General features: G+C 50.1%; 27 protein-coding genes. 14 read left to right on the plus strand and 13 right to left on the minus strand.

Features of this window, described 5'->3' with window-relative positions:
* The first annotated feature begins 183 nt into the window (after positions 1-183).
* The 5 genes from RYZ26_RS06050 (at position 184) to RYZ26_RS06070 (ending at position 5,462) form a co-directional block, all read left to right on the plus strand.
* Positions 184-2,526: a hypothetical protein gene (locus tag RYZ26_RS06050; RefSeq protein WP_317682269.1), complete on the plus strand. Its 2,343-nt coding sequence runs from the start codon at positions 184-186 to the stop codon at positions 2,524-2,526.
* A gap of 154 nt (positions 2,527-2,680) precedes the next feature.
* Positions 2,681-3,826, plus strand: a complete 1,146-nt coding sequence (locus tag RYZ26_RS06055; protein ID WP_317682270.1) for a NapC/NirT family cytochrome c — start codon at positions 2,681-2,683, stop codon at positions 3,824-3,826.
* Between the two features lie 20 nt (positions 3,827-3,846).
* A complete protein-coding gene (locus tag RYZ26_RS06060; RefSeq protein WP_317682271.1) occupies positions 3,847-4,224 on the plus strand; it encodes a hypothetical protein in 378 nt (125 codons plus the stop codon).
* Between the two features lie 41 nt (positions 4,225-4,265).
* Positions 4,266-4,883 carry a tetratricopeptide repeat protein gene (locus RYZ26_RS06065; protein WP_317682272.1) on the plus strand — a complete coding sequence of 206 codons (618 nt, stop codon included), beginning with the start codon at positions 4,266-4,268 and terminating at the stop codon, positions 4,881-4,883.
* Between the two features lie 42 nt (positions 4,884-4,925).
* Positions 4,926-5,462 carry a glutathione peroxidase gene (locus RYZ26_RS06070; protein ID WP_317682273.1) on the plus strand — a complete coding sequence of 179 codons (537 nt, stop codon included), beginning with the start codon at positions 4,926-4,928 and terminating at the stop codon, positions 5,460-5,462.
* Here the strand turns inward: RYZ26_RS06070 and RYZ26_RS06075 are convergent.
* Positions 5,459-7,336 carry a sensor histidine kinase gene (locus RYZ26_RS06075; RefSeq protein ID WP_317682274.1) on the minus strand — a complete coding sequence of 626 codons (1,878 nt, stop codon included), beginning with the start codon at positions 7,334-7,336 and terminating at the stop codon, positions 5,459-5,461. The two genes, RYZ26_RS06070 and RYZ26_RS06075, sit on opposite strands and share 4 nt — an antisense overlap.
* A gap of 140 nt (positions 7,337-7,476) precedes the next feature.
* Here RYZ26_RS06075 and modB point away from each other — a divergent pair, with 140 nt between their 5' ends.
* The 3 genes from modB to mobA are packed head-to-tail and all read left to right on the plus strand — an operon-like array spanning position 7,477 to position 9,826.
* Positions 7,477-8,142: a molybdate ABC transporter permease subunit gene (gene modB, locus RYZ26_RS06080; RefSeq protein WP_317682275.1), complete on the plus strand. Its 666-nt coding sequence runs from the start codon at positions 7,477-7,479 to the stop codon at positions 8,140-8,142.
* The gene (gene modC, locus RYZ26_RS06085; protein WP_317682276.1) at positions 8,139-9,221 is read left to right on the plus strand and encodes a molybdenum ABC transporter ATP-binding protein; all 1,083 of its coding nucleotides are present in this window, start codon (positions 8,139-8,141) and stop codon (positions 9,219-9,221) included. Before modB ends, modC begins: the two co-directional genes overlap by 4 nt.
* A complete protein-coding gene (gene mobA / locus RYZ26_RS06090) occupies positions 9,218-9,826 on the plus strand; it encodes a molybdenum cofactor guanylyltransferase MobA (RefSeq protein WP_317682277.1) in 609 nt (202 codons plus the stop codon). Before modC ends, mobA begins: the two co-directional genes overlap by 4 nt.
* Here the strand turns inward: mobA and RYZ26_RS06095 are convergent.
* The 6 genes from RYZ26_RS06095 to RYZ26_RS06120 all read right to left on the minus strand — a co-directional run bounded on the left by RYZ26_RS06095 (position 9,789) and on the right by RYZ26_RS06120 (position 15,320).
* Positions 9,789-10,073 (minus strand): cytochrome C oxidase subunit IV family protein, encoded by a 285-nt coding sequence (locus RYZ26_RS06095; RefSeq protein WP_317682278.1) that lies wholly within the window; start codon positions 10,071-10,073, stop codon positions 9,789-9,791. The genes mobA and RYZ26_RS06095 overlap by 38 nt on opposite strands.
* Before the next feature lie 2 nt (positions 10,074-10,075).
* Complete coding sequence (locus RYZ26_RS06100) at positions 10,076-10,648, minus strand: cytochrome c oxidase subunit 3 family protein (protein ID WP_317682279.1); 573 nt, start codon at positions 10,646-10,648, stop codon at positions 10,076-10,078.
* Positions 10,645-12,576, minus strand: a complete 1,932-nt coding sequence (locus RYZ26_RS06105) for a nitric oxide reductase activation protein NorD (RefSeq protein ID WP_317682280.1) — start codon at positions 12,574-12,576, stop codon at positions 10,645-10,647. The genes RYZ26_RS06100 and RYZ26_RS06105 overlap by 4 nt, the downstream gene beginning before the upstream one ends.
* A 4-nt stretch (positions 12,577-12,580) precedes the next feature.
* Positions 12,581-13,363: a CbbQ/NirQ/NorQ/GpvN family protein gene (locus RYZ26_RS06110; RefSeq protein ID WP_317682281.1), complete on the minus strand. Its 783-nt coding sequence runs from the start codon at positions 13,361-13,363 to the stop codon at positions 12,581-12,583.
* Positions 13,364-13,503: 140 nt separating this feature from the next.
* The gene (locus tag RYZ26_RS06115; protein WP_317682282.1) at positions 13,504-14,841 is read right to left on the minus strand and encodes a cbb3-type cytochrome c oxidase subunit I; all 1,338 of its coding nucleotides are present in this window, start codon (positions 14,839-14,841) and stop codon (positions 13,504-13,506) included.
* A gap of 26 nt (positions 14,842-14,867) precedes the next feature.
* Complete coding sequence (locus RYZ26_RS06120) at positions 14,868-15,320, minus strand: c-type cytochrome (protein WP_317682283.1); 453 nt, start codon at positions 15,318-15,320, stop codon at positions 14,868-14,870.
* A gap of 224 nt (positions 15,321-15,544) precedes the next feature.
* Here RYZ26_RS06120 and RYZ26_RS06125 point away from each other — a divergent pair, with 224 nt between their 5' ends.
* The 3 genes from RYZ26_RS06125 to RYZ26_RS06135 all read left to right on the plus strand — a co-directional run bounded on the left by RYZ26_RS06125 (position 15,545) and on the right by RYZ26_RS06135 (position 17,035).
* Positions 15,545-16,189, plus strand: coding sequence for a hypothetical protein (locus tag RYZ26_RS06125; RefSeq protein WP_317682284.1), 645 nt, complete (start codon positions 15,545-15,547; stop codon positions 16,187-16,189).
* Between the two features lie 109 nt (positions 16,190-16,298).
* The gene (locus RYZ26_RS06130) at positions 16,299-16,619 is read left to right on the plus strand and encodes a type II toxin-antitoxin system HigB family toxin (protein ID WP_317682285.1); all 321 of its coding nucleotides are present in this window, start codon (positions 16,299-16,301) and stop codon (positions 16,617-16,619) included.
* Between the two features lie 11 nt (positions 16,620-16,630).
* Entirely contained in the window at positions 16,631-17,035 is a 405-nt protein-coding gene (locus RYZ26_RS06135; protein ID WP_317682286.1) for a helix-turn-helix domain-containing protein, read from the plus strand.
* Positions 17,036-17,039: 4 nt separating this feature from the next.
* Here RYZ26_RS06135 and RYZ26_RS06140 read toward each other — a convergent pair whose 3' ends face one another.
* The 6 genes from RYZ26_RS06140 to RYZ26_RS06165 form a co-directional block, all read right to left on the minus strand.
* Complete coding sequence (locus tag RYZ26_RS06140; protein WP_317682287.1) at positions 17,040-17,570, minus strand: winged helix DNA-binding protein; 531 nt, start codon at positions 17,568-17,570, stop codon at positions 17,040-17,042.
* Positions 17,571-17,644: 74 nt separating this feature from the next.
* On the minus strand, positions 17,645-17,851 hold the full coding sequence (locus RYZ26_RS06145) for a hypothetical protein (RefSeq protein ID WP_317682288.1): 207 nt from the start codon (positions 17,849-17,851) through the stop codon (positions 17,645-17,647).
* Between the two features lie 9 nt (positions 17,852-17,860).
* A complete protein-coding gene (locus RYZ26_RS06150; protein WP_317682289.1) occupies positions 17,861-18,694 on the minus strand; it encodes a universal stress protein in 834 nt (277 codons plus the stop codon).
* Between the two features lie 23 nt (positions 18,695-18,717).
* The gene (locus RYZ26_RS06155; protein ID WP_317682290.1) at positions 18,718-20,019 is read right to left on the minus strand and encodes a TRAP transporter large permease; all 1,302 of its coding nucleotides are present in this window, start codon (positions 20,017-20,019) and stop codon (positions 18,718-18,720) included.
* The gene (locus RYZ26_RS06160; RefSeq protein WP_317682291.1) at positions 20,019-20,567 is read right to left on the minus strand and encodes a TRAP transporter small permease; all 549 of its coding nucleotides are present in this window, start codon (positions 20,565-20,567) and stop codon (positions 20,019-20,021) included. The genes RYZ26_RS06155 and RYZ26_RS06160 overlap by 1 nt, the downstream gene beginning before the upstream one ends.
* A gap of 59 nt (positions 20,568-20,626) precedes the next feature.
* Positions 20,627-21,601: a TRAP transporter substrate-binding protein gene (locus RYZ26_RS06165; protein WP_317682292.1), complete on the minus strand. Its 975-nt coding sequence runs from the start codon at positions 21,599-21,601 to the stop codon at positions 20,627-20,629.
* A gap of 121 nt (positions 21,602-21,722) precedes the next feature.
* On the opposite strand from RYZ26_RS06165, the gene pxpB reads away from it, so the two are divergent.
* The 3 genes from pxpB to RYZ26_RS06180 are packed head-to-tail and all read left to right on the plus strand — an operon-like array spanning position 21,723 to position 24,344.
* On the plus strand, positions 21,723-22,466 hold the full coding sequence (gene pxpB, locus RYZ26_RS06170) for a 5-oxoprolinase subunit PxpB (RefSeq protein WP_317682293.1): 744 nt from the start codon (positions 21,723-21,725) through the stop codon (positions 22,464-22,466).
* Positions 22,466-23,560, plus strand: a complete 1,095-nt coding sequence (locus tag RYZ26_RS06175; RefSeq protein ID WP_317682294.1) for a 5-oxoprolinase subunit C family protein — start codon at positions 22,466-22,468, stop codon at positions 23,558-23,560. The genes pxpB and RYZ26_RS06175 overlap by 1 nt, the downstream gene beginning before the upstream one ends.
* 1 nt (position 23,561) lies before the next feature.
* Positions 23,562-24,344: a LamB/YcsF family protein gene (locus RYZ26_RS06180; RefSeq protein ID WP_317682295.1), complete on the plus strand. Its 783-nt coding sequence runs from the start codon at positions 23,562-23,564 to the stop codon at positions 24,342-24,344.
* Positions 24,345-24,347 lie beyond the last annotated feature (3 nt).

The following is a 24,347-nucleotide window of genomic DNA, read 5'->3' on the forward strand; positions in this document are numbered from 1 at the left end:
TATCAACTTTGTCTAATTAAATGAATCAATCAATTTTTGTAGGGATATTATGAGTTTGTCTAATTATTAATATAACTATTTGAAAATAATATGCTTTTTTATTTTAATAACCACTTTTTATGTAGGGGTAAGTCTGAGAATATCATTGCGTTGATCTATAACTACCCTCAAGGGGGGCATGATATGAAAAGATTATTAGGGCTTATGGCAGTTGCAGTCGGGCTGATTGTAGCAGCGTCTGTCGGCGCTGAAGCTGCCACTGGGTGTCTTTCCTGTCACGATGGAATTGAAAAATTCTCTGAAGGTGACATGCAGAAAGATATCCAAACCTTTGGTGCAACATTCGGGGATCCCGAAGGTTGTACCGTTTGTCACGGTGGTAACCCTGCTGAGACAAAAGACAAAGCCAAAGCACACTCTGGCGCTCCTGCGCAGTTGAGCAAAAAGGGCGGCCCGGATGCCTATTATCCGGACCCGGGTGCACTTTGGATTTCCGACAAAGCTTGTGGTCAGTGTCACACCGGCTATGCCGATCGCTTGGAAAAGGCGTTGATGAACACTGAGGCTGGCAAGATTCAGGGCAACCTGTGGTCTTGGGGCCTGCAAAAAGACCGCAAGGTGGTTTACGGGAACTACGATGTCGTCGATGAAGACGGTATCGTGCCGCAGATTGGTACTGATGCATATAAAAAATATATGACAGCTATGGCAAAGGAACATAAAGACCAGTTCCCACGCAAGCTGAAACAGATGCCACAAGCGGATTTTGACAAGATCCCTGATCACCCAAACCAGGCTGGTTACACTTATTCTCGTCACGATTGTCAACGTTGTCACGTTGGTATTCGTGGTCGTGAAAAACGTGGTGACTATCGTGGCTCGGGCTGTTCGTCTTGTCACGTACCGTATTCCAACGAAGGCTACTACGAAGGTAACGACCCGACCATCGACAAGTCACAACGTGGTCATATGTTAGTGCACAAAATGCAAGGGACCCGCAAAACGAAAGTTCAAGTGGGTGACAAGCATTATTCCGGTATTCCGGTTGAAACCTGTGTGTCTTGCCACAACCGTGGTAAACGCGCTGGTGTGTCCTATCAGGGTCTGATGGAGTTCCCATACGGGTCTCCTTACAATGCCAAAGGCAAAAAGCAGCCAAAACTGCATACCAAGAAGTATCTCTTCATCAAAGCTGACCTCCACCATGAGATTGAGTCAATCGACGGCAATCCAAAAGGCGGCATGCTTTGCCAGGACTGTCACACTTCTATCGACATGCACGGCGACGGTAACATCTTTGGGACCACGCTGGCACAGGTTGAGATCGAATGTGAAGACTGTCACGGTACAGTGAAGAAAGCACCTTGGGATTTACCTTTGGGTCGTGGTGAAGACTTCGACAAACCGTTGAAAGGTGAAGGTCGTGGGCTGGCAACTGAGCTTCCTGAATTTATGAAGGATGCAACAGTTTACCCGGCACAAGACGGTTATCTTCTGACTGCACGTGGTAACCCACTGGGTAACGTTGTCAAAAAGGGTGATGAAGTCATTCTGCACTCTGCGTCTGGTCTGGACTTTAAAGTTCCGGTCCTCAAGACAATTGATGACGAAGGTAGCTACAAGTCAACTATGGCGAAGGTGGCGATGGGTAACATCGAAAAACACCAGGACACCATGGAATGTTACGCCTGTCACGCGGATTGGGCTCCGCAGTGTTATGGCTGTCACGTGACTGTAGACTATTCCAAAGGCAAAGACGGCAAACCGAAAATGGGCACAGACTGGGTGATGAACGCACAGACTGGTCCGAAAGCGAAAAACGGTTTGTCTGCGGATTGGCCATTGGGGACTGGTGGTCTGAAATCACCGGGTAAAGTGTCTGAAACCCGTTCTTACCTGCGTTGGGAAACACCAACATTGGGTATTAACGGTGAAGGTCGCGTTTCTCCGCTGATGCCAGGCTGTCAGGTGATCACCACTGTGATCGACAAAGACGGCAAGGCCGTTGCTGAAAACGTCATTAACATGACGCCTGAAGGCAAAGGTATCGACCATGCAGCCGTGCAGCCGCACACTGCTGGTCGTCAGGCCCGTCCTTGTGAAAGCTGTCACGATAATCCAAAAGCATTGGGTTATGGCTTCGAAGACGGTCGCTTCATGCTTGGTTATGAAAAAGGGTTCACTGTTGACCTGGCTACAGGCACAGGTGAAATCATCCCGGGTAAAGCACAAACGCAGATCCCGGCGATCCCTGCCCTTGACCATGACTTGTCTGCGATCATCGACCGTGATGGCAACCAGCTTGTCTCTGTTGGTTCCCACTGGGACCTGACAGGTCCGCTTCCGGAAGACGTTCGTGAGAACGTTGAGAAAGCAGGCGTTTGTCAAGCGTGTCACGAAGAGCGTTACAATCCTGAATTCTGGGACAAAGTCTCTGAAAAAGGTGAGTATGACTCTGACGATCACAATGACATGATCAAGAAAGCGCTTGAAGCGTATGCTGAAAAGCGCGCCATGAAGAAGTAATTCTTCCTTTTGACGATCAACGGGTTGGAGGGCCGATTACCCTCGGTCCTCCTCTCCCTGGAAGTCTTCTAAATCATTGATCTTTCTGGCTTATGCCCAAACTGGTATAAGTTGGTATGAGCGAGAAAGATATTTGAAAAACGACGAGTAGATTATGAAAAATCTTTGGAATTGGTTTTGGAATACAAGCAACCGTCTGGTGTTTGCATTGATCCTGTTTATTACAGGCATCATTGCCTGGGGGGGCTTCAATACCGCAATGGAATATACCAATACGATGGAATTCTGTATTGGTTGCCACGAAATGGAAGACAATGTCTATGCTGAATATAAAGGCACCATTCATTTCCATAACCGTTCTGGCGTTCAGGCTGGATGTCCGGATTGTCACGTTCCCAAGGAATGGGGGCCAAAGATGGTGCGTAAAATCCAGGCCAGTAAGGAATTGCTGGGCAAGGCCATGGGCATCATCGATACTAAAGAAAAGTTTGAAGAACACCGCCTGACCATGGCGCAAAGCGTCTGGGCGGCCATGCGGGCCAATGGTTCACAGGAATGTAAAAACTGTCACTCCTATGAAGCCATGCATGCAGAAAAACAGGGTGATCGTGCGAAAAAGATGATGGCAGAAGCGGCTAAAACCGATGCAGCCTGTATCGACTGTCACAAAGGGATTGCGCATAAATTGCCGAAGTTTGACAAAATCTATGCAGGCTGGGCAGCAGATGTGAAAACTGCGGTGGAAGGTGACAGCCTGTCGGTCAGCACCCTTTATGCTGCGATGCCAACAACCCTTTATCTGGAACAAAATGAAGAGTCAGACGTTGTTGCCAATGTTCATCCGTTGACTGAACTTTCCGTCGTTGAAAAAGCAGGTGATTGGCTGAAAGTCAAACTGGTGGCCTGGGACCGTGAAGGCGGCGCGCAACTGTTCGCCAAAGCAGGCCCGCTGTATGAAGTGGCGAAGCTCGGCGGTGCAGGATTTGATGTGGTTAAACAAACCGAAGAATGGGTTGATCAGGAATCAGAGCTGACCTGGAACAAAGCATCCGTTGAAGGCTGGGTCAAAAAAGGAAGCCTGACATCTGATATGCAGGTGGTGTCCAACTATGCAGAAAAACTGTGGGATGCAGACTGCGGCTTGTGTCACACCCGCTATGATGCGGATCGCTATAACGCGTTTGACTGGGTGAAACGCATGAAAGCCATGCGTCGTTTCACCCATCTGGAACAAGATCAGCAATTGCTGGTGTTGAAATATCTGCAAGCCGGGTCCTCGGATATGGTTGCAAAAAAGTAAGCTGGTAGAAGGGGGCGGTGATGAAAATTGCATATCTGTTGGCACTGCTGATTGGCTTTGCTGCCTCACCTCTATGGGCCAGTGATATTGCGGCTCCCGTTCCTTTAACCAGCAAAAAAATTGCCGAACAAACCTGTCCGCAAACTTGTCAGCAACATGAATGTGGCTGGTCGGGACAGTTTAAGAAGGGCAGCTGTGATTGCGGGTCAACGCGGATCATAAAAATCCCGGGCGGGGTGATCCGCACACAAGAACAAGCCGTCGCGGCTTGTACTGAGATTTGTACATTGAATGAAGCGCCCTGGACGGGGCAGTGGGAACATTTTAAAGGCGGGTTTGATCTCTGTTCCTGCCAAACCGTGGGCGACTGGTGTGAACCAAAACAGGTTCAAAAGTAATTTTCAAAATGGCTTTTAAAGACATGGAAGAGGGGAAGAACATGAAAGTAGCAGCATCAATTTTCGCACTGGGCCTGATGATGTCCACAGCTGCATTTGCAGGTCTGGATGAAGGTCTGGTAGCCCTTGATAAACAGGATTTTGAAACTGCACGCGCCGAATTGGAAGGCCCGGCTGAAGAAGGCGATGCGCTGGCTCAGTATCACATGGGGGCCATGTATCACGGTGGCTTTGGTGGGGAACGCTCTGAACAAAAAGCACTGCGTTACTATCAATCTTCTGCCGAAAAAGGCAATGCGGATGCCCAGTTCCAACTTGGGTATTTCTATCAAAAAGGCAAAGCCTGGCTGGAAAAGAACCCGGACAGCGCGGTTGCCTGGTACAACAAGGCTGCGCAGCAGGGCAGTGTGGCGTCCCAGTATAATCTGGCGATGATGTATGCAACGGGCGAAGCAGTACCTGTAGCTTACGGGTCAAACCCGGATTACATCAAATCGCGCGGCTGGTTTTTAATTGTGCGTGATCATGTGGATATGGAAGAAGACCGTGCCAAGGTCACCACACAGATCAAAGACCTGGAAGGACATATGACCCCGCGTCAACTTAGAAAATCGGAAGAATTCCATAAAGACTGGATGGCACAATACGCCCAAAAATAAAATCCGGTCGCGTTGTGGTAACGCAGTTTGGGGGAAGTTAACATGAGCAAACTTACAGGAATAATTTGTCTTCTGGCTGCTTTATGGTGTGCGCCTGCAGCGGCCTCTGTCTATGATTTGGCCTTTCAATCGATTGATGGCGAAGAACTGGATATGGCGGCTTATCGGGGTAAGGTCGCTCTGGTGGCTGTTACGGCAACCCAATGTGGCAACAGCCATCAACTGGCAACACTCCAGCAGATATGGGAGAAATATCGGGAAAAAGGGCTGGTTGTGATGGGCATTCCCTCCAATGACTTTGGACTGGAGCCACGCAAAGGTAAGGCCATTAAGGAGTTTTGCGAGACCAATTACAATGCTGTTTTCCCCATGACGAGCCTGTCCCGTGTCAAAGGGGAGGATCAGCATGCCTTCTTTAAACAAGTGGAAATCGATTTGGGTAAAGAAGGGCTGCCGGGCTGGAATTTCTATAAATATCTGATTGATAGGCAGGGGAAGGTCATCAAGGTCTACCCCACCATGACACAGCCAATGGATGAAGGGCTGATTGAAGATATAGAAAGCGCCTTGAGGCGTTAAATCTCGTAATCCATATCTTCCACGCCAATGGGCAGGATCAGTCTGAAACAGGTGCCCTGGTCGCAAAGCTGATTAAGTCGGATTTGACCATTGTGTTGTTCTGCCAGTTTTTTTACGATCGCTAGACCTAATCCAGTGCCTTTGGGGCGGTTGGTGATGAAGGGGTCAAACAGCGCCTCAGCCACTTCTTCGGCAATCCCAGGCCCTTCATCGCAGACCGCAAAACTGATGCAATCTTCATCATTGGCTACCAGTTGTTCGACCTGCAAGGTGATGTTTGATCCATGCGGGGCGAAATGGATGGCGTTGTCCATCAGGTTCTGCAAGGCCTGCATGACTTTGGTGCGATCACATTTGATGCGTGGCAGGCTGTGCGGACTGTCCAGGTTGATCTGCACATCCTTGGCATGGGCCATAGGTTCGAAGACCAAGGATGCATTACGTGCAATGCGTACCGGATCATGCCAGTCTTTGTGGGGAACGGAAGGGCGTGCAAAGGTTAGCATGTCCACCAGGACGTTCTCCATCAGGGTGATCTGGTCATTGGCAATTTCCCATTGATCTTTCAAAGCCGGGTCATGTTCTTCACCTTGTAAAATCTGGATGTTGACTTTGACGGTCGAAAGGGAGTTTCGAAGGTCGTGGGCAAGCATGGCTGCCATGCGGCCCAATGTGGCAAGCTCCTGCGTCTTTGCCGCTTCTCTGAGCGATGACAGCATGCGGCTTAGGGCATCGGAGAGGATGCGAATTTCACCTTTTCCTGTCACATCAATACTATCTACCGATGGGTCCCCAAGGGCAATTTTGTTCGCAGTTTCAGTCAGTTGTTCCACCGGTTTTAGAACACTGGACGTTATGTAAGAACTGGCAATCGCGATGGAGGCTGCAATGGCAAAGAGGGATATATAAAGATGTTCATCCAACCGTTTTGCAATCCCTTCGATGGCAGAACGCGGGATGGCATAGCCGTAAATCCATTTTCGATCCACCCCATGGACCGTGCCAAATCCGATATCGACTTTACTGAGGATCAGGAAGTGATCCGGTGTTTCAAACCGTTTGGTTTCAAGCGGTGAGGTGCTGGTGACCCAGCCAAGCCAATCTTCTTCCAGATGGAAATCACGCTGGATACGTTCACTGTTGCCAAATTCAAAGGCGAAGGTGCGCGACTGGTCCTTGTTGTGCAGATATTCCCCATTGGCGTTGGTGACCAGAAAATCCCCCGGGGTATCTGTGCGCACGTGATCTTGCACCAGTTTGTGGAAATTCACATTGATGATGACGATCCCGACATTTTCCCCGTCTGCTGACGTCACAGGGGTTGCCACCCGGATCATGGGGCGAAGGGGTTGTTCGATCACACCAAATTCACGGTTTAAATCGATGTGGGAGATAAAGGTCTCGCCTTGTGATAGCTTGATGGTTTCCTTGAAATAATAGCGCGATCCTTTTTCCTGCAACTGGGGGCCTGCCACATTAGCAATACCTTCACCGTGACGATCTACACGCACGACCTCTAGCCCCTTCTGATTGGCCCCGATCAGGCGGACCTGATCATAAGACGGGTTTTGGCGCAGAATGGTGCGAAACAGTTCGATCAGTTCCAGTTGCAAGGTTTCGCGGTTTTGATCCTGCGGCAGTTCGGGTAGCAGCTTGGCTGCCCGCGTTGCTGCCAGAATACGGATCAGGTTTTTCAGGCGGTCGATTTCATTACTGAATTCATTGATGGCAGCACGGGCATTTTGTTCTGCACTGGCGACTTCGCGTTCTTTCAAAATCAGCAGGGTTTGTTCGGTCGTATGAAGTGCAACCAAAAGCAAGGGCAGGATCGACAGGGTAAAGGTGATGATGAAAATTTTGCGCGAAAGCTTCATGGTCGTGGTTCGCCAAATCAATAAAAACTTGGGGTTACTTTTTCACACTTTCCCCCTTATGCCCAGACCTAACTGAAAGTCATTGCATATAAGCTCCAGCGTTGCTTAAATGCGAAGAACTTATTGATCCGGAAACCTAAATGCTTGAACCCATTGTCCTTACCCTGAAACTTGCCAGCCTGACGACGTTGATCCTGTTGATCATCGGAACGCCGCTTGCCTGGTGGTTGGCGCGCACGGACAATATGTTTAAAGAAGCTGTGGGCGCGGTGGTGGCTTTGCCGCTTGTTCTGCCGCCAACCGTACTTGGGTTCTATCTGTTGATTGCACTGGGACCGCAAAGTCCGCTGGGGCAATTGGTGATTTCCATTTTTGGGCATGCGCTGCCGTTCAGTTTTGCAGGCCTTGTCATTGGTTCGGTCGTTTATTCCCTGCCCTTTGTCGTACAACCTGTCAGAAATGCGTTTGAAGCCATTGGCGATAAACCGCTGGAAGCTGCGGCCACGCTGCGTGCCTCACCCCTCGATACGTTCTTCAGTGTCGCCTTGCCGCTTGCACGTCCCGGTTTGATGACAGGCGCTGTTCTCGGGTTTGCCCATACGGTCGGGGAATTTGGTGTTGTTTTGATGATCGGTGGCAATATCCCCGGCGAAACCAAGGTGCTTTCCATTGCGATCTATGACCATGTGGAAAACCTGGAATGGACCGAAGCACATATCCTGTCCGCAGGTATGCTGGGGTTCAGTTTTCTGGTGATCCTTGCCATGATGGTGCTGGAAAAACGATTACGTAAGAGGGCCGCATGACAGATATCATCGCCCGCCTGAAAGGATCGTTTGATCGCTTTGATCTGGATGCTGATTTCACCATTCCGGCTGAAGGGGTGACTGCGTTGTTTGGACAGTCCGGTTGTGGGAAGACGACGGTTCTGCGCTGCCTGGCAGGTCTGGAACAGGTGGCGGATGGTTATCTGTCTGTCGCGGGTGAAGTCTGGCAAGATGAAACAACCTTTTTACCAGCTCATAAACGTCCCATCGGTTATGTGTTTCAGGATGCCAACCTGTTTGACCATCTGAATGTGCGGGATAATCTTCTGTTCGGTCAAAAACGAAGCAAGGCAAAAGAAGGCCCGGACTTTAACGAAGTCATCAAATTGATGGGACTGGAAAATCTGTTGGAGCGCGCGGTCGGTGACTTATCTGGCGGGGAAAAGCAACGGGTCGCAATTGGTCGGGCATTGTTGTCCAATCCACGCTTGTTGCTGATGGACGAACCGTTAAGCGCGCTGGACCGATTTTCAAAGAATGAGATTATCCCGTATCTGGAACGGCTGCATGAAAGCCTGTCCATCCCGGTTGTTTATATTTCCCATGATAGTGAGGAAGTGGAACGGCTGGCCGATCATCTGATCTTGATGGAAAAAGGGCGCATCACCGCAAGTGGGGCTTTGCTGGATATGCTGGCAGACCCGAAACTGTTTATCGCTAAAAGTTCCAAGACCGCCAGTGTGCTGGAAGCCGCCATTGCGAAGTTTGATGAGAGGGATCACCTGACCACCTTGAAAATCGCAGATAAAGAACTGTTTGTGCCCGGCTATGTGGGGCAGGTGGGGGAAACACGACGTGTACGCATTCTGGCAACCGACGTCAGTCTCGCGCTGGAAAAGCCATCAAAGACAACGATCCTGAATGTGTTTGAAAGCAGGATCGCGGAAATTGCCGCCATTGACGATGCCCGCATCAACGTCGTGCTGGAAATGGGCGCAGCTAAACTGATTGCGCGGATTACGACCCGGTCTTTAAACAGTTTTGATTTTGAAGTCGGACAGAATCTATATGCCCAGGTAAAGGGTGTCTCCATGGTGGAACGTAGGAAAAAAGCATGACAAAAATCGGATGTGTTCTTCTTGCTGGTGGTCTGGCCACCCGCATGGGCGGGGGCGACAAGGGGCTGAAACAGGTGGATGGGAAAGCGATCCTTGACCGGGTGTTGGATTGCATCAAACCTCAGACGGATGTGATTGTGATCAATGCCAATGGGGAAGGCAGTCGTTTTGATAGCTACGGCTTGCCTGTGGTCAGTGACAGTGTAGAAGGGTTTGTGGGGCCATTAGCAGGCATTCTTGCCGGGATGGATGCGCTGAATGAATATAGCCATATCCTGTCTGTCCCCACAGATACCCCCTTTTTGCCCGATGATCTGGTCGCAAAGCTTTATGCGCCGATTGAAAAGGGTGAAGCAGCAATCGTACTGGCGCGGTCCGGCGGTTATGATCATCCGGTGGTCGGCATCTGGCCGACGGCTTTGCGTGAAGATTTGCGCAAAGCTCTGGTCGAAGAAGATATCCGCAAACTGAAGAAATGGATTTCGCGTTATTCCTACGCAACGGTGGAATGGTCAACGGACCCGGTGGACCCATTCTTTAACGCTAATAGCCCGGAAGATATTGCGGCTAGTTCACAACTGATAGCGCAAACAAAAGACCGCTGATCAGCCCAAGTGCTACCTTAAACCCGATGCGCCAGCCCGGTGTACTTGCGCGCAGGTTCAGGAAATCTGACAGGATAGCAAAGGCTTTGAACAGGCTGAGGCCGAAAATCACAGCAATGATCAGCGGGCTTAACGGTTCAATCACCGCCTGATCGACGCGTGCGGAAATCATGCTGGAAACAGTCAGCACAAACAGGATTGCCCAGATCAGCGTCAGGCGTTTGGGGCCGGGGTGTTGGTTTTCCATCTTCAATGCACCAGATAGACCAGAGGGAACAACAGAACCCAGATCAAATCAACCATATGCCAGAAGGCACAGACGGTTTCCAGTGTCTGGGGTTTGGGTTTGGCAACGGCAATACCCAATAACACAAGGCCGAAAATCACATGAAGGAAGTGAAAGCCAGTCATCAGATAGAACAGGGTAAAGAAGTCGTTGGTTTCAATATTGATGCCCTGTGCGGCCTTGTCGCCATATTCAACGAATTTGACGATACCAAACATCACACCAAACGCCATGGCACCCAACAGACAGGCCCGTGTCTTTTTGATGTCACCCTGCTGGACGGCGTGGGTGGCAAGGGCGGCCAAATAGCCGCTGGTGATCAGGATCAGGGTATTGATCCCGCCCATAAAGCGATCCAGCTTGTTTTGCGATTCCATAAAGACGTCAGGTTCCAACACCTGATTGACCGCAAATCCAACGAAAAAAGCGCCAAAGACCAGCAGCTCACTGATGATCAAAATCCACATCATGGGGTTGCCGGGCAGATTGTCCAGTGCCCCCCATCCGGCTTTTTCTTCCATCACGACGTCCTTCATGATCCGCGCACCAACTGTCGATAGATTTTAGGCAAAGCGGTGGACAGTTTGGAGACATGGCTGATGATCTGATAGGACCCCCGCCCAAAGATATAGGGGAAATATTCCTGTGCCTGACGGTCCACGGTCACGCCAAAGATGGTGACGCCCATCTGTTTACATTCCGATACCGCCTTGCGGCTGTCCTCAATCCCATAAAGCCCTTCATAATGATCCACATCATTGGGCTTGCCATCCGTGATGACCAGCAACAGCTTTTGACGGTTCGGTCGTTTGGCAAGGTCTTCAGAGATTGCACGCACAGCCGCGCCGATGCGGGTGTAATAGCCCGGTTTCAGGGCAGAAATCCGGCGAAGGGCGGTTTGGTTAAACTTTTCATCAAAGCCCTTGATCTCGTCAATGCGCACATAGCTGCGCTTGCGTGAGGTAAAGGTATGGATGGCAAAATCATCCCCGCAGGCCGCCAGACCATTGCCTAAAATGGTCAGGGCTTCTTTTTCCACATCGATGACCCGGCGGTTATCCAGCCAGCTGTCGGTGGAAAGCGAGACATCGACCAGAATGGAGACCGCGAGATCGCGGCTCTGGATTTTGGTGGAGGTATAAATGCGGTTGGATGAAACGCCATTGGCTTTCAAATCAGCGCGTGCACGCACGACCGCTTCAATATCCAGTTCTTCCCCGTCGGGTTGTGCACGCAGGGTTTCGCGCTTGGCCTGCAGGGCTTCGAACTGGCGTTTGACCCGGCGGATGCGGCGTTTGGCCGCTTCGTTCGGTTTCCAGTCTTCGCCTTCTTCGGTTGCTGTGCGGATTTGGATGCTGCAATGATCCGGATGATAGACCTGACGTTTATAATCCCATTCAGGAACCAGACGTTCATCGATCAGACGGTCGGTTTCCACCTCATCTGCGGGCAGGTCCAGGTCCAGCTTGATCTTGGTTGCGGCCTTTTTGTCATGTTCGCCCACCGTGATACTGTCCATATCATCGGCTGTTTTGGACGCTTCGTCTTCATCGTCATCTTCGGTGTTGCGATTGACGTTTAACATATCTGCGACAGACATGATCTTGTCATAGATATGCAGGAAGAACCCGTCATCCCGGTTGGCCTGATCCAGATTGCGGCGTTGCGCACGGATTTTGCGGTTATCTTTTGAATTCTTGGAACTGTTGCCGCCACGCTCTTCATTGCCTTTGCGACCACCACCTGTTGGGGGGGCAATCACTTCCCCCCAAAGCGGAACGGGCAGGAAAGGGCGATACTGTGGTGGCGCAGGCACAATTGCAACATTGTCATCACCTAACACGAAAGCCAGATAGTTATTGGCGTCAGGCTCCGCAGCACCCAGCATCCATTGCAGGATTTCTTCCAGACTGCGTTCTGAAATCGGCAGGCTGCGTTTGGGGCGCATCATCAGGAAGGCTTGGGACAGTTTGGTCCAGACCGGACGCATGCCGGGCATTTCTTCCATGATCCGTTCCTGCAGGCGTAAAGCCCGGCGCAGGAAAAGCAGATCGCGTTTCAGCGGGTCTTCTTCATATGCTGGTGGTGTCTGGTCTTCAGATGCAAAATAGGCCGCCAGCCAGAAATAAAGCGCCCGGTTCAGACTGACTTCCGGGAAGGTATCAATGGTTTGGGGCAGCATCAAGGTTTGCCCATCCATGGTCGGTCGCATGGTTTTTTCTTCTGCCATGCCAAGCTTTTGGCGAAACGACAGACGGTGTTTGGAGGTTTCATGCTTGCTGGCGGCGATTTCCATGCCGCGCAGGCCCCCCAGCGTGCGAAAGAAAACGGCCAAAGGTCCGCGCACTTCTTCCAGTGTGATGGCAGCTTCGGGAAAAGAGGTATAGCTTTCCGCCCCGCCAATGATCTTATCCCACTGGTGGCCGACAAATTCTTCAACCTCTAAGACGTCGAGAACAGACATGGCCTTATCCCATGGTTACGGAAACGACTTCAAGCAAACCTTCTTTGACATCCGGCTCGTCCGTCAGTGGTTCAATCATGGCATGAAGGATGGCTTCATCCACTTTCATCCCGGCCTGAATGAGGCTGGCACAATAAACGATCAGACGGGTGGAAACACCTTCTTCCAGATCCTGACCTTTCAGGCCGCGCAATTGTCCGGCCAAACGGATCAGCGGTTTGACGCGGTCCAGGTCCAGATTGCTTTCCTTGGCGACAATTTGTGCTTCGATATCCTGATGGGGGAAATCAAATTCCACGCCCAGGAAACGCTGACGGGTGGAGGGTTTCAGCGTCTTCATGATGTTCTGATAGCCGGGGTTATAAGATACCACCAGCATGAAATTGTCGGGGGCCACCAATTCTTCGCCTGTGCGATCCAGCGGCAGAACACGACGGTCATCGGTCAGCGGGTGGAGAACGACGGTGACGTCTTTGCGTGCTTCTACGACTTCATCCAGATAACAGATGCCGCCATGGCGCACCGCACGGGTCAGTGGGCCATCAGTCCAGACCGTATCGCCACCTTTTAAAAGATAACGCCCTGTCAGATCAGCGGCTGTCAAATCATCATGACAGGAAACCGTATGAAGCGGCAGGCCGAGTTTCGCCGCCATATGAGAGACAAAACGCGTTTTTCCGCAGCCTGTTGGCCCTTTCAGCAGCAAGGGCAGTTTGTTTTTATAGGCATGTTCAAAGAGTTCGCATTCGTTGGCGCTCGGGACGTAGTGTGGGATGTGCTGGCTCATGATTGAGTACTCTTATTTTTGAAAAGGATATAACGAATAGAAGGTGTTAAAGGTTAGAATTTGAAAAAAGCAAAAAATCGATTTGTGAGAAAAAAGGCCGGGACCGTTAATAAGACCCCGGCACAAAGTTCGTGTATTTATTATTCTGCAGCTTGTGCTACAGCGGCTTCGTCTTTCTTGCCTGGAAGGACAAGCGCCAGGACGACCAGCAGGACGCCAAGGACAACGACGACACCAGAACCCAGACGCATCCAGTAGAACAGCTCAAGCTGATCTTGTACGTCCATGAAGTCTTCGCCCAGTACACGTTGCATGTGTGTTTGAACAACACCGGCAAATGTCAGAGTAAAGGTCATGAAGGACATACCGGAACCTGCGATCCAGAAACCCCACATGTTGAGGGTCTGGTTGAATGGGTTGCGGCCCAGAAGGTTAGGCAGGGCGTAAGTCATGATCGCAATATTGACCATTACATAAGCGCCGTAGAATGCCAGGTGACCGTGAGCAGCAGTGACTTGTGTACCGTGTGTGTAGTAGTTCACGGAAGACAAGGTGTGCATGAAGCCCCATACACCAGCGCCGAAGAATGCGAAGACTGCACAACCGAGCGCCCACAGCAGAGCTGCTTTGTTTGGATGCGAGCGACCGCCTTTCCATACCATGTAGAACGTAAAGACAACCATGGAGAAGAAAGGAATAACTTCAAGCGTGGAGAAGATGGAACCGATCCACTGCCAGTAACCAGGTGTACCGATCCAGTAATAGTGGTGACCAGTACCAAGGATACCTGTGAACAGTGTCAGAGATACGATCAGGTACAGCCATTTTTCAACGATTTCACGGTCAACACCTGTAAGTTTGATCATCAGGAAGGCCAGAATGGAAGCCATGATCAATTCCCAGACACCTTCTACCCACAAGTGAACGACCCACCACCAGAACATTTTGTCCAGCACGAGGTTTGTTGGGTTGTAGAAAGCAAACAGGAAGAAGACGGCAACGCCCCAAAGACCAATAAGCAGAACCAGGGAAACAGCTGTTTTACGACCTTTCAACACTGTCATGGACAGGTTGAACAGGAACATCAAGGCCACGATTACGATCGCAACTTTGATCCACAGGGGTTGTTCCAGGAATTCACGACCGCCGTGGATACCAAACAGGTAGCCAACAACAGCAGCGCCTGCACCGATCAGAAACAGCCAGAACTGCAGAATTGCCAGTTTCGGACTGTGAAGTTCAGTTTCAGCTTCTTCAGGAATTAAGTAATATGCCGCGCCCATGAAGCCCATCAGCAGCCAGACGATCAACGCGTTTGTATGGATCATACGGATGACGTTAAACGGTACCAGGTCCGAAAGGAAGTTCGGCATTACGTAAATTGTACCGGCGATAAGGCCGCCCAGGACCTGCGCCACGAATAAAGCCAGAGCACCATAAAAATAGTATAGCGCGACTTTTTGAGATTGATATTTCATAATCTTGTCCTCACCCTTTCAGTGAATTAACCGGCGTCGTTAGGCGGCCAGTTTTGGGTGTTGATTTCGCTGGTCCATTTAAAGAACTGAACCAAACCTTCCAATTCGGCCTCTGTGAGGTCGTAATGGGGCATTTGGCGACGGCCTTCAATGCCAGTAGGCTGTGACTTGATCCATTCTTTGATGAATTCAGATGCCCCCTCGGCATCGTCCTTTCCACCGCGACGAACCCAAACATTGCCAAGCTCAGGTGCGTAATAGGCACCTTCACCCAGAAGTGAGTGACAGTTAATACATGAATGCCGCTCCCAAACCTCTTTACCCAAGGCGACTTCTTCTGTGATGCCTTCTGGATTTGAAGCTTCGTCGTTCACAAATATGACCGACTGCACTACAAGCAGAGCAAAGACAGCAAAGAAGAAAATTGTACCCCCAAAAAAGATATTTCGAGCGGCGCTGATGGTTAAGCGCTCTTGCATGGTAATCTCCTAAAAAACAAAATACGTATAGGGCGTCCAGAATTTCAGGCACATATACGTTTTATGGTCACCGAAGGTACCTGAGAGGGTTTCTAATTAACTTGAGTTTCGTCAATTAGTTGGAATTTCACACTTTAGGTGGAGCTAATTTGACGAAAGGTAATGTTTCTTTCGCAAAGATTATTGTACTTTAAGGGCATGTCAGACGGAGTTGAGTACAGATCATGTCCAAGAAAAGCTTATTAATCACCATTGCTGCCATCTGCGTGATGCTGGTGTTGGTTCTGATGATCCCGTTTATGCAGCCGCAACTGGATGATTTCGGCAATACAAGCGATCTCACCCCTGTCTCTTTAAAACTCGGGAACAATCAGTTTGAAATCCCCAAAGCTTATCTGTGGTACAAGCCCAACTGGGCGGGTGAGGCCAAAAACTCAATTCACATGGTCGTCACCCTGCCGGACTATCGTCCCTATAGCGAAGAAACCAAGATTATGTTCAAAGGGGGGCCGGGCGTAAAATACAAATTGTCGTTCGATCTGTTTAAAAAACTACCCGGCGAAAAGGTGGAAGATATCTATTTTAAAGATGGCTATCTGGAACGTTGCGAGAAAAACTGGAAAACCTTCAAGGTCTGCCCCTATGATCGCAACCCGGAACTGTTTGAAGTGATGGTCAACCCCAACGGTCAAATCCCTATCGCCTTCGTCTGTCCGGCACTTGCTACGCAGCGTTCCCCCTTCTGCCATATGGAAATGGACTACGGCCCCGACCTGAAACTCAAAATCGGCCTGCATGAGACGCAACTTATGACTGCAGACGCCATTATTCCGAAAATGCTGGGGATCCTCAAAGGGTTTGAGAAATAACCCACTAATCCGTTCATAGCACCTGTCAGGATATGAAACGGTTCCATAAATTGGAACTTTTCCATTGTTCCAAATTTTGGAACTTGGTATAATGGCAGGTGAGGCAAGCATGAGATTGTTAGGCACCGGGGTGCTGACACAGCTGATTGAGCGAGAAGAGGCGCAAAACCCCAAACAAGGCGCAATCCTTCGTGAAGCTTTAAAAGCGTGGCGTGCAGAGGTAAGAGATGCTGACTGGACCAAGACAACGGATGTTCAGGCGCAGTTTTCTTCTGCAGATCATGTGAAGAATAACCGGATGGTTTTTAATATTTGTGGGAACAAATACCGTCTGGTTGTCCAGTTTAACTACCGAGTGCCCATTGCCAGGGTTAAATTTGCAGGCACGCATAAAGAATATGATGCCATTGCGGACATCACGCAGATTTAGGAGTCTCTGACATGAATGTTTTTCCGATTTATACGGATGCGGATTATGAGCTTGCCATGGAAGCCATTGATACGCTGATGGACCTGAATGACGGTGACGGGCCTGAGGATGGGAGCCTTGCTTTACAGGAACTGGATATCCTATCTGTTTTGGCAGAAAGTTATGAACGCAAACGCTTTCCCATGGATGATCCTGACCCCCGACATGCGGTTAAATACGCGTTGGAAATTCACGGTCTTGATCAGTCTGATCTGGCAAGAATTTTAAGCAGTAAACCACGGGCTTCAGAACTGTTGAATGGAACCGGGAATATGAAGGGGTTATCCAGAAGCCAGATGCAACTTTTGCATACCAACCTCCATATCCCGGCTGAAATTTTGATCCGTGATTTCCCGCAGGAGAGTGAAGAATCTTGATGTATTAAAGCGCACTCGCCGTGCGTGATGCCTGATCATAAAGACCGGACAGGCCGCGCAGCAGGGTCGCAACATCCGATAAATCCAGCCCGCCGTTTTCAAAGGCTTTGGAGGCGCTGACCAAACAGCGTTCACGGATGCGACGGTATTCGGTGCAGAGGCGCTGGCCTTCTTCGGTGGTGGAATAGAACCGTTCCTTGCCGCGTTTGTCACCTTCGACAAAGCCGGCCTTGATCAGTTTTTTCAGGGAATAATTGACTGTGTGCTGGTCTTCGATGTTGAGCACAAAACAGATATCAACCAGGCGCTTGTCTTTGGCGCGGTGATTAACGTTGTGCAGGACCAATACATCAAGGGGGCTGAAATCACTTTCGCCTACGGCTGCCATGCAGCGGGTCATCCATCTTTGGAAGGCGTTAAAGGAAATGATCAGGCCGTATTCAAACTCGCTGAGCTGCCAGCCTTCTTCGGACGCCAGATGTTCGGATGACACAATGTGTCTGTTATAGGGATAATCGTCTTCTGATTTGTCCATTTTACTGCCTCCTTAATCGGTATTTTATCTATAAGTTACAGATAAAATACCGATAAGACAAGCTGCGAGCGTGATCAGGAGGTAAAAGTGACGATGAAACCTTTATCTTCGGGATATTTCTTATCGACCTTCTTGCGGGCCTCTTCCGTGCTGCATGCTTCAACGGTGAAGCGACGGCGGCTTCCCCAGAAATCGCTGAATTCCGGGTGTTCACCGTTTTCCTGCAGGTGGGCGTGAACGTCCTTGTTAAAGACTTCAAAGGTGTATTCTTCTCTGCGCATATTCTCTTCCTAATGTGACATGAAAACGGGGATGTCCGTATTCATGATGAGCGAGCGCGTTGCACTGCCCAGAACCATTTCACGCAGGCGCGAATGGCCATAGGCACCCATGACGATCAGGGAACTTTGGTGATTTTGCGCACTCTCCAAAATCAACTGACCTGATCGTTTCTCTTTGGCTTCCAGAATTTTGCTGGTCGCCTTAATCCCCAAATCCGTCAGCATGGCAGTGACGTCATCTGTCTTTGCTATGCTGAAGGGGCGGCTGTGGTCGTCTGACTTGATGGTCACGACTTCCACACTTTCGGCAGTTTCCAAAAAGGGAAGACTGTCAAAAAAGGCCCGTGTACTTTCACGCCCGCCATCCCAGGCGATGGTGATGCGGGAAAAGTCGGGTTCTTTGGCATGATCACGTGGCACCACAATCACCGGGCGACCGCTGCCGATCAACAGATGAGACAGTGCGCCTTTTTCGTCTTGCATGGCAGAACTGGCGTTATCAGGCTGTCCGGTCACCACCAGATTGTAAAAACGCGCTTTTCGACGCAGTGCAATGGATGGGTCATCATTGGTGATGACGAAGTTTGACGCGATGTCAAACTTGCCAATCGTGTCATCAAACTGGGCTTTTGCAAGGCTGGAGGGCTGGCTGTCCTGATCGATGTTTTTCTTGATGGCTTTTTGCAAGGCATCGTCAAACATCCCCAGATTGCTGGTATTTGGTCCAACAAACAAGCCGGTTAACTGGGCATCTTGTTGGGTCGCCAGATGGGCGGCGTATTTGGTCCAGTTGACGCAATGGGCATTGTCGTCTTGATAGACCATGATTTTGGATAGTTTCATTTTCAACTCCGAACCATATCCGATCAGGACATGTTGTTGGGTAACCATGTGACGATTTCAGGGAAGACAGTGATGGCCCCGACGGCGGCAATCAAGATCAGGAAGAAGGGCAGGGCCGCTTTTGCAACAACCAGAATGTTGCGACCTGATAGCGATTGAATAACAAACAGGTTAAAGCCGACGGGCGGGGTGATTTGTGACATCTCAACCACAATCACAATGAAAATCCCGAACCAGAGCGGATCGATACCAGCCGCTTCGACCATCGGAAGGATGACAGCAGTGGTCAGTACCACAACAGAAATGCCATCAAGGAAACAGCCCATAACGATGAAGAAGACGGTGAGGGCTGCAAGCAACTGGTAGTGAGAAAGGTTCATTTCCCCAATCCAGCTGGCAAGACTTGCAGGGATTCCGGTGAAGCCCATGGCCGTTGTCAAAAAGGCCGCGCCCGCCAGAATAAAGGCGATCATACAGGATGTGCGTGTGGCGCTCAGGATGCCGTCTATAAAGCTTTCCTTGGTCAGATCGCCAGTAAATTTGGTCAGACATAGCGCGAGGAACACACCAACCGCAGCTGCATCTGTGGGCGATGCAATCCCGGTATAGATGGATCCGATCACGCCCAGGATCAACAGGACCACAGGGCCAAGGCTCTTGATGCTGTGCAGACGCTGTTTCCAGGTGAAACTTTCTTTTTCACCGGGCATTTTATCTTTGTTGATAACGGACCAGATGGCAACAAAGGCCATGAACATCCCCACCAGCATAATGCCGGGACCAACACCTGCGACAAACAGGCGGGCGATGGATTGTTCGGTTGCAACCCCATATACGATCAGAATGATGGATGGTGGGATCAATAGGCCGAGCGTGGCAGAACCTGCCAATGTACCCAGGATCATTTTTTCATCATATCCGCGGCGTTTGAGTTCCGGGATCGAGATTTTACCGATGGTGGCCGCAGTGGCAGCGGATGAACCTGATACGGCAGCAAAGATACCGCAACCGATGATGTTGACGTGCAACAGCTTGCCGGGCAGGCCGCCCATCCAGGGTTGCAGGCCTTCAAACATATCGTCTGACAGGCGTGATCTGAACAGGATATCCCCCATCCAGATGAAGAGCGGCAGCGCGGCCAGGGACCAGAGGTTACTATGCCCCCAGATGGTGGAAGCCATCAGCGCACCTGTGTCAGTTGCGGCAAAAACAACGATGGACAAGGTTGCAACGGCGATCAGGGAAATTGCCACCCAGACGCCAGTACCCAGCATAAAGAACAGGACGATCAGGATCAAAAGGGCGGGAAATAAAATATCACTCATTATTCAGCCCCCAATTCGTCAGCATCGCCTGTGATAAAGAAATTCTTGTTTAAAAGGGATGAGATAAATCCATCCAGAAGGGAGATCGCCATCAAAGTGGTGCCCAGACCCAGCGTGATTTGCGGGATCCAGATTGGCACGGCGATCAATCCGGGGGACAAATCCCCAAATTCGTATGATTCAAGCACCAGTTCCCAAGCGTAAAAGGACAACCAGGCAATCAGGATAAACCCAACCAGGAAGGACCAGGTATCGGTGATGCGACGGCCACCCGGACCCATGCGTTGAATAAACAGGTTCACGCGGATGTGGGTGCCGTGCTGCAGGGCATAAGGCAGGGCGAGGAAAGAAGCACCTGCCAGCATAAAGCCTGCGATTTCGGCGTAAGATGGGATCGCAAGTCCAATGGCATGTCCGGTAACGGATGCGGCGATAAAATCAATGAGATTGGCGCCGACTTGCAAGAGTACGATGGTAAAAATCGCAAACAGGAAGATGGCTCCCAGCACGCCGCCTGCGCGATATAAATTGTCTAGAAAAGCCCTCATGGTGAAGTCTCCAAATATAGTTGTGGCGGAGATAGGATAACCTCCGCCACGTTATTAGATTATTTTTGGTAAGTAGACAGAATGCCTTCACCGGCAGCCCCTGAGTTCTTCGCCCAGTCAGCTGTCATTTTTGTGCCTGCATCTTTCAGGCCGTTCAACAGATCAGCAGAAGGTGTGGACACGTTCATGCCGTTGTCTTTGAGGATTTTAATCTTGCTTGCGGTCTCAGCTTTACTTGCTTCCCAACCGCGAGCCTCAGCGGCTTCTGCTGCTTTTTGAACAGCGGCTTTGGCTTCGTCAGAAAGTTTGTTATAGGCTTTTGCGTTTACAACAACGATGTTTTTAGGAATCCAGGCCTGAACATCAACAAAGTTGTTTACGAAATCCCATGCTTTGGAGTTTGCACCCGTAGATGGGGATGTGATCATGGCTTCAACCTGACCCGTTGCAAAAGCTTGTGGGATATCAGGAACTTCAACCTGTGTCGGAACCGCGCCGGACAGACGGGCCAGACGTTCGGTCAATGCGTTATAAGCACGCATTTTAACGCCTTTCAGATCGTCAACAGAGTTGATTTCTTTCTTGGCATAAAGACCTTGTGGCGGCCATGGCACAGAGAAGAGAACTTTCAGGCGTTGCTTTTCCAGTTCTTTTTCAATGGTTGGGCGTGATGCATCCCAAAGACGCTTGGCATCTTCATAGTTGGTTGCCAGGAACGGGATGGAATCCACACCAAAGACGGCGTTTTCGTTGCTGAGGCGTGACAGGAAGAATTCGCCAACAGGGACCAGGCCTTTACGCACGGCGTTTTTGATTTCCGGGTGTTTCACCAGAGAACCAGCACTGTGAATCTTGATATCGAGTTCGCCGTTGGTGGCGGCACGCACGTCATCAGCAAAGGCTTTGATATTTACAGTGTGAAAGTTTCCGTCCGGATAAGGCGTTGGCATATTCCAGACGTCTTTTGCAGATGCTTGCCCGCTAAGAGCGACGAGTGCTGCTGCAGCAAGTGCAAACTTCGAAAATTTGAACATTTAAGTTACCTCCAAGTTACAATGTCGAGATTATAATGATAAATCGTTGACAAATTGTCAATGATATTTTAATTTAACGTCAATGAATGTTAATAAATGACCGAAAACAGTGAGGTTCCTTATGGAGTATCGGGTTTTAAATTTGGGCGACAGAGCTATTACGTTTGAGTTTGGTTCTGTTATTTCAAGAAGAGTCAGCCATCATGTGCTGGGTGTACACGCCCAATTAAAGGAATCGATTGCACAAGGCCTGATCACCGGAATCATAGAAACTGTGCCGACTTTCCGCTCATTAACGGTCCATTATGACCCGCTGGAATTGCTGGCTGATGAAGTCGAAGCATTGGTTGCCCCTTATATTAAAGCAGGCGGCAGTGTGAATTGCGACTCCACCCACTGGTCTTTCCCTGTGTGTTATGAAGGGGACTATGCCCCGGATATTGCTGATGTGGCTGAAAAGACAGGCTTAACGATTAAAGAGGTTGTAGATATCCATCAAAGAGAAGTGTTTGATGTGTTCATGCTGGGCTTCCTGCCCGGATTCGCTTTCCTTGGTTTGCTGGATGAACGCCTGCAACTGCCACGCCGTTCGGAACCACGTACAGCCGTGCCACGAGGATCGGTCGCGATTGCAGATCAGTTGACCGCGATCTATCCAACGGTGAGTCCGGGTGGCTGGAACCTGATCGGATCCACACCGATTGAACTTTTTGATATTCGCCAGAAAGACGCGGCTTTGCTAAAAGCAGGTGACCGGGTGGGTTTTCATGCGGTATCAGAAGCAGAATATAAGAAAATTGAAGCAGCAGTGGCGGCGGGTGGTTATTCCTACCGTGCTGAATGCCAGATTAAAGAGGTTGCTTAATGTCGGGGTATCTTGAAATACAATCCTCGGGCTTTCAAAGTTCAATACAGGATAAGGGGCGCTGGCGCTTTCAGGAATATGGCATTCCGCTTTGTGGCAGCGTGGTTCCCCATTGGATGGAGCTGGGCAACAATCTGGTTGGTAACAAGGCTGATGCGCCGGGTATTGAGTTCCGCGTGCTTGGCCCAACCCTGCAGGCGTTTGATGCGCCTGTGAAACTGGCAATCTGTGGCGATGTAACTGCTGAAGTGATCAGCGAGTCGGAAAGTGGCACGCATAGCCGTAAGGTTCCGGGTTGGCGCAGCTTTACCCTGAACCCGGACGAGAAACTGAAAATCGGCAGCCTTGAAAACTCTGTTGCGGGGTTCCTCGCGATTTCGGGTGGGGTGCAGGCTGATCCGGTGATGGGCAGTGTATCGACTTATATTCGATCTGAAATCGGTGGCTTGAATGGTCACCTTCTGCAGGTCGGTGACAGAATAGAAATTACCAAAGAAGCCGTTAAACAGGCTTGCGAAGCCGATAAAGTTCAGCCAAGTCCGCCGACGGTTGAAACCGGGCCGATCCGTGTGGTCTTGGGGCCACAGGAAGATTATTTTGATCAAACCTCAATTGATCAGTTTCTGAATTTTGAATATCTGGTGTCTAAAGAAAGTGACCGTATGGGCGCACGTCTTGAAGGCCCGACCCTGAAACATAAGGAAGACAAAGGCAGCGAGATTATTTCTGATGGCGTTGTCCCCGGCACCATTCAGGTCCCTGGCAATGGTCAGCCGATTGTTTTGTTAAATGATGGGCAGACGGTCGGGGGCTATCCCAAGATCGCAACTGTGATTTCATCAGACCTGCACCGTGTAGCAAATGCCTTGCCGGGTACACAGCTTAAGTTTGAAGCGATTTCTGCGCAGGAGGCTTGCCTGATCGCGCGGGAAGCCAAACTGGCGTTGGATCGGATGAAATCATTAATCGTTGCGGCGAGCGCAAATGGGTTTGTTAACCTGAAGGCGCTATATGAAACGAATTTAATCGGAGGCGTGGTCGATATGGCAAAGCCTGACCACTTTCCCGGATCCCTACAGGATGAGGATGAATAAGATGAAAGCCATCAACCTAAACGCAGATATGGGTGAAAGCTTTGGCGCTTACACAATTGGCGATGACGAAGCTATTCTGGATTCCGTCAAGTCCGCCAATATCGCCTGTGGCTTTCATGCGGGTGATCCCGTTGTGATGCAAGAAACGGTTAAAAATGCCATTGCCAAAGGCGTTTCCCTTGGTGCGCATCCGGGCTTTCCCGATCTGCAGGGCTTTGGTCGCCGTCCGATGAATATGGCTTTATCTGAAGTTTACGCCATGACCATCTATCAGGTTGGTGCTTTGATGGGGATGGCGCAAAGCCAGGGCGGCAAGGTCACCCATGTGAAACCCCATGGCGCGCTAAACAATATGGCCTGTGAAGATGCTGACCTGTCTGATGCTATCTGTAAGGCGGTGAAAGATATTGATAAAGATCTGATTTTTCTGGCGCCTGCTTTGTCTGAACTTTCAAGTGCGGCCAAACGTGCAGGTCTTTGTGTGGCAGAAGAAATTTTCGCAGATCGGGCTTACACGGACACAGGCACACTGGTTAGCCGCAAAATTGAAGGTTCTGTCATTCATGACGCTGAAACTTGCCTGGCCCGTGTTTTGGAAATGGTGGAAAAAGGCGCATTGGTGTCCATCGATGGCAAAGTTCTGCCGACCCCAATCCACAGTATCTGTGTGCATGGTGACACACCACAGGCCTGTGAAAGTGCGGCCTTTATCTTAAAAGGTTTGAAAGAAAACGGGCTGGATGTGCTGGCCCTTGATGAAATGAATATCGGATCAGCGGTGTAATCC

Origin of the sequence: Terasakiella sediminum (assembly GCF_033100395.1) — a bacterium.
Taxonomy (GTDB): Bacteria; Pseudomonadota; Alphaproteobacteria; order Rhodospirillales; family Terasakiellaceae; genus Terasakiella.

Coding starts and splice junctions, on each gene's coding strand:
- RYZ26_RS06050 (WP_317682269.1), top strand. CDS start 184: ATGAAAAGATTATTAGGGCTTATGGCAGTTGCAGTCGGGCTGATTGTA.
- RYZ26_RS06055 (WP_317682270.1), top strand. CDS start 2,681: ATGAAAAATCTTTGGAATTGGTTTTGGAATACAAGCAACCGTCTGGTG.
- RYZ26_RS06060 (WP_317682271.1), top strand. CDS start 3,847: ATGAAAATTGCATATCTGTTGGCACTGCTGATTGGCTTTGCTGCCTCA.
- RYZ26_RS06065 (WP_317682272.1), top strand. CDS start 4,266: ATGAAAGTAGCAGCATCAATTTTCGCACTGGGCCTGATGATGTCCACA.
- RYZ26_RS06070 (WP_317682273.1), top strand. CDS start 4,926: ATGAGCAAACTTACAGGAATAATTTGTCTTCTGGCTGCTTTATGGTGT.
- RYZ26_RS06075 (WP_317682274.1), bottom strand. CDS start 7,336: ATGAAGCTTTCGCGCAAAATTTTCATCATCACCTTTACCCTGTCGATC.
- modB (WP_317682275.1), top strand. CDS start 7,477: ATGCTTGAACCCATTGTCCTTACCCTGAAACTTGCCAGCCTGACGACG.
- modC (WP_317682276.1), top strand. CDS start 8,139: ATGACAGATATCATCGCCCGCCTGAAAGGATCGTTTGATCGCTTTGAT.
- mobA (WP_317682277.1), top strand. CDS start 9,218: ATGACAAAAATCGGATGTGTTCTTCTTGCTGGTGGTCTGGCCACCCGC.
- RYZ26_RS06095 (WP_317682278.1), bottom strand. CDS start 10,073: ATGGAAAACCAACACCCCGGCCCCAAACGCCTGACGCTGATCTGGGCA.
- RYZ26_RS06100 (WP_317682279.1), bottom strand. CDS start 10,648: ATGAAGGACGTCGTGATGGAAGAAAAAGCCGGATGGGGGGCACTGGAC.
- RYZ26_RS06105 (WP_317682280.1), bottom strand. CDS start 12,576: ATGTCTGTTCTCGACGTCTTAGAGGTTGAAGAATTTGTCGGCCACCAG.
- RYZ26_RS06110 (WP_317682281.1), bottom strand. CDS start 13,363: ATGAGCCAGCACATCCCACACTACGTCCCGAGCGCCAACGAATGCGAA.
- RYZ26_RS06115 (WP_317682282.1), bottom strand. CDS start 14,841: ATGAAATATCAATCTCAAAAAGTCGCGCTATACTATTTTTATGGTGCT.
- RYZ26_RS06120 (WP_317682283.1), bottom strand. CDS start 15,320: ATGCAAGAGCGCTTAACCATCAGCGCCGCTCGAAATATCTTTTTTGGG.
- RYZ26_RS06125 (WP_317682284.1), top strand. CDS start 15,545: ATGTCCAAGAAAAGCTTATTAATCACCATTGCTGCCATCTGCGTGATG.
- RYZ26_RS06130 (WP_317682285.1), top strand. CDS start 16,299: ATGAGATTGTTAGGCACCGGGGTGCTGACACAGCTGATTGAGCGAGAA.
- RYZ26_RS06135 (WP_317682286.1), top strand. CDS start 16,631: ATGAATGTTTTTCCGATTTATACGGATGCGGATTATGAGCTTGCCATG.
- RYZ26_RS06140 (WP_317682287.1), bottom strand. CDS start 17,570: ATGGACAAATCAGAAGACGATTATCCCTATAACAGACACATTGTGTCA.
- RYZ26_RS06145 (WP_317682288.1), bottom strand. CDS start 17,851: ATGCGCAGAGAAGAATACACCTTTGAAGTCTTTAACAAGGACGTTCAC.
- RYZ26_RS06150 (WP_317682289.1), bottom strand. CDS start 18,694: ATGAAACTATCCAAAATCATGGTCTATCAAGACGACAATGCCCATTGC.
- RYZ26_RS06155 (WP_317682290.1), bottom strand. CDS start 20,019: ATGAGTGATATTTTATTTCCCGCCCTTTTGATCCTGATCGTCCTGTTC.
- RYZ26_RS06160 (WP_317682291.1), bottom strand. CDS start 20,567: ATGAGGGCTTTTCTAGACAATTTATATCGCGCAGGCGGCGTGCTGGGA.
- RYZ26_RS06165 (WP_317682292.1), bottom strand. CDS start 21,601: ATGTTCAAATTTTCGAAGTTTGCACTTGCTGCAGCAGCACTCGTCGCT.
- pxpB (WP_317682293.1), top strand. CDS start 21,723: ATGGAGTATCGGGTTTTAAATTTGGGCGACAGAGCTATTACGTTTGAG.
- RYZ26_RS06175 (WP_317682294.1), top strand. CDS start 22,466: ATGTCGGGGTATCTTGAAATACAATCCTCGGGCTTTCAAAGTTCAATA.
- RYZ26_RS06180 (WP_317682295.1), top strand. CDS start 23,562: ATGAAAGCCATCAACCTAAACGCAGATATGGGTGAAAGCTTTGGCGCT.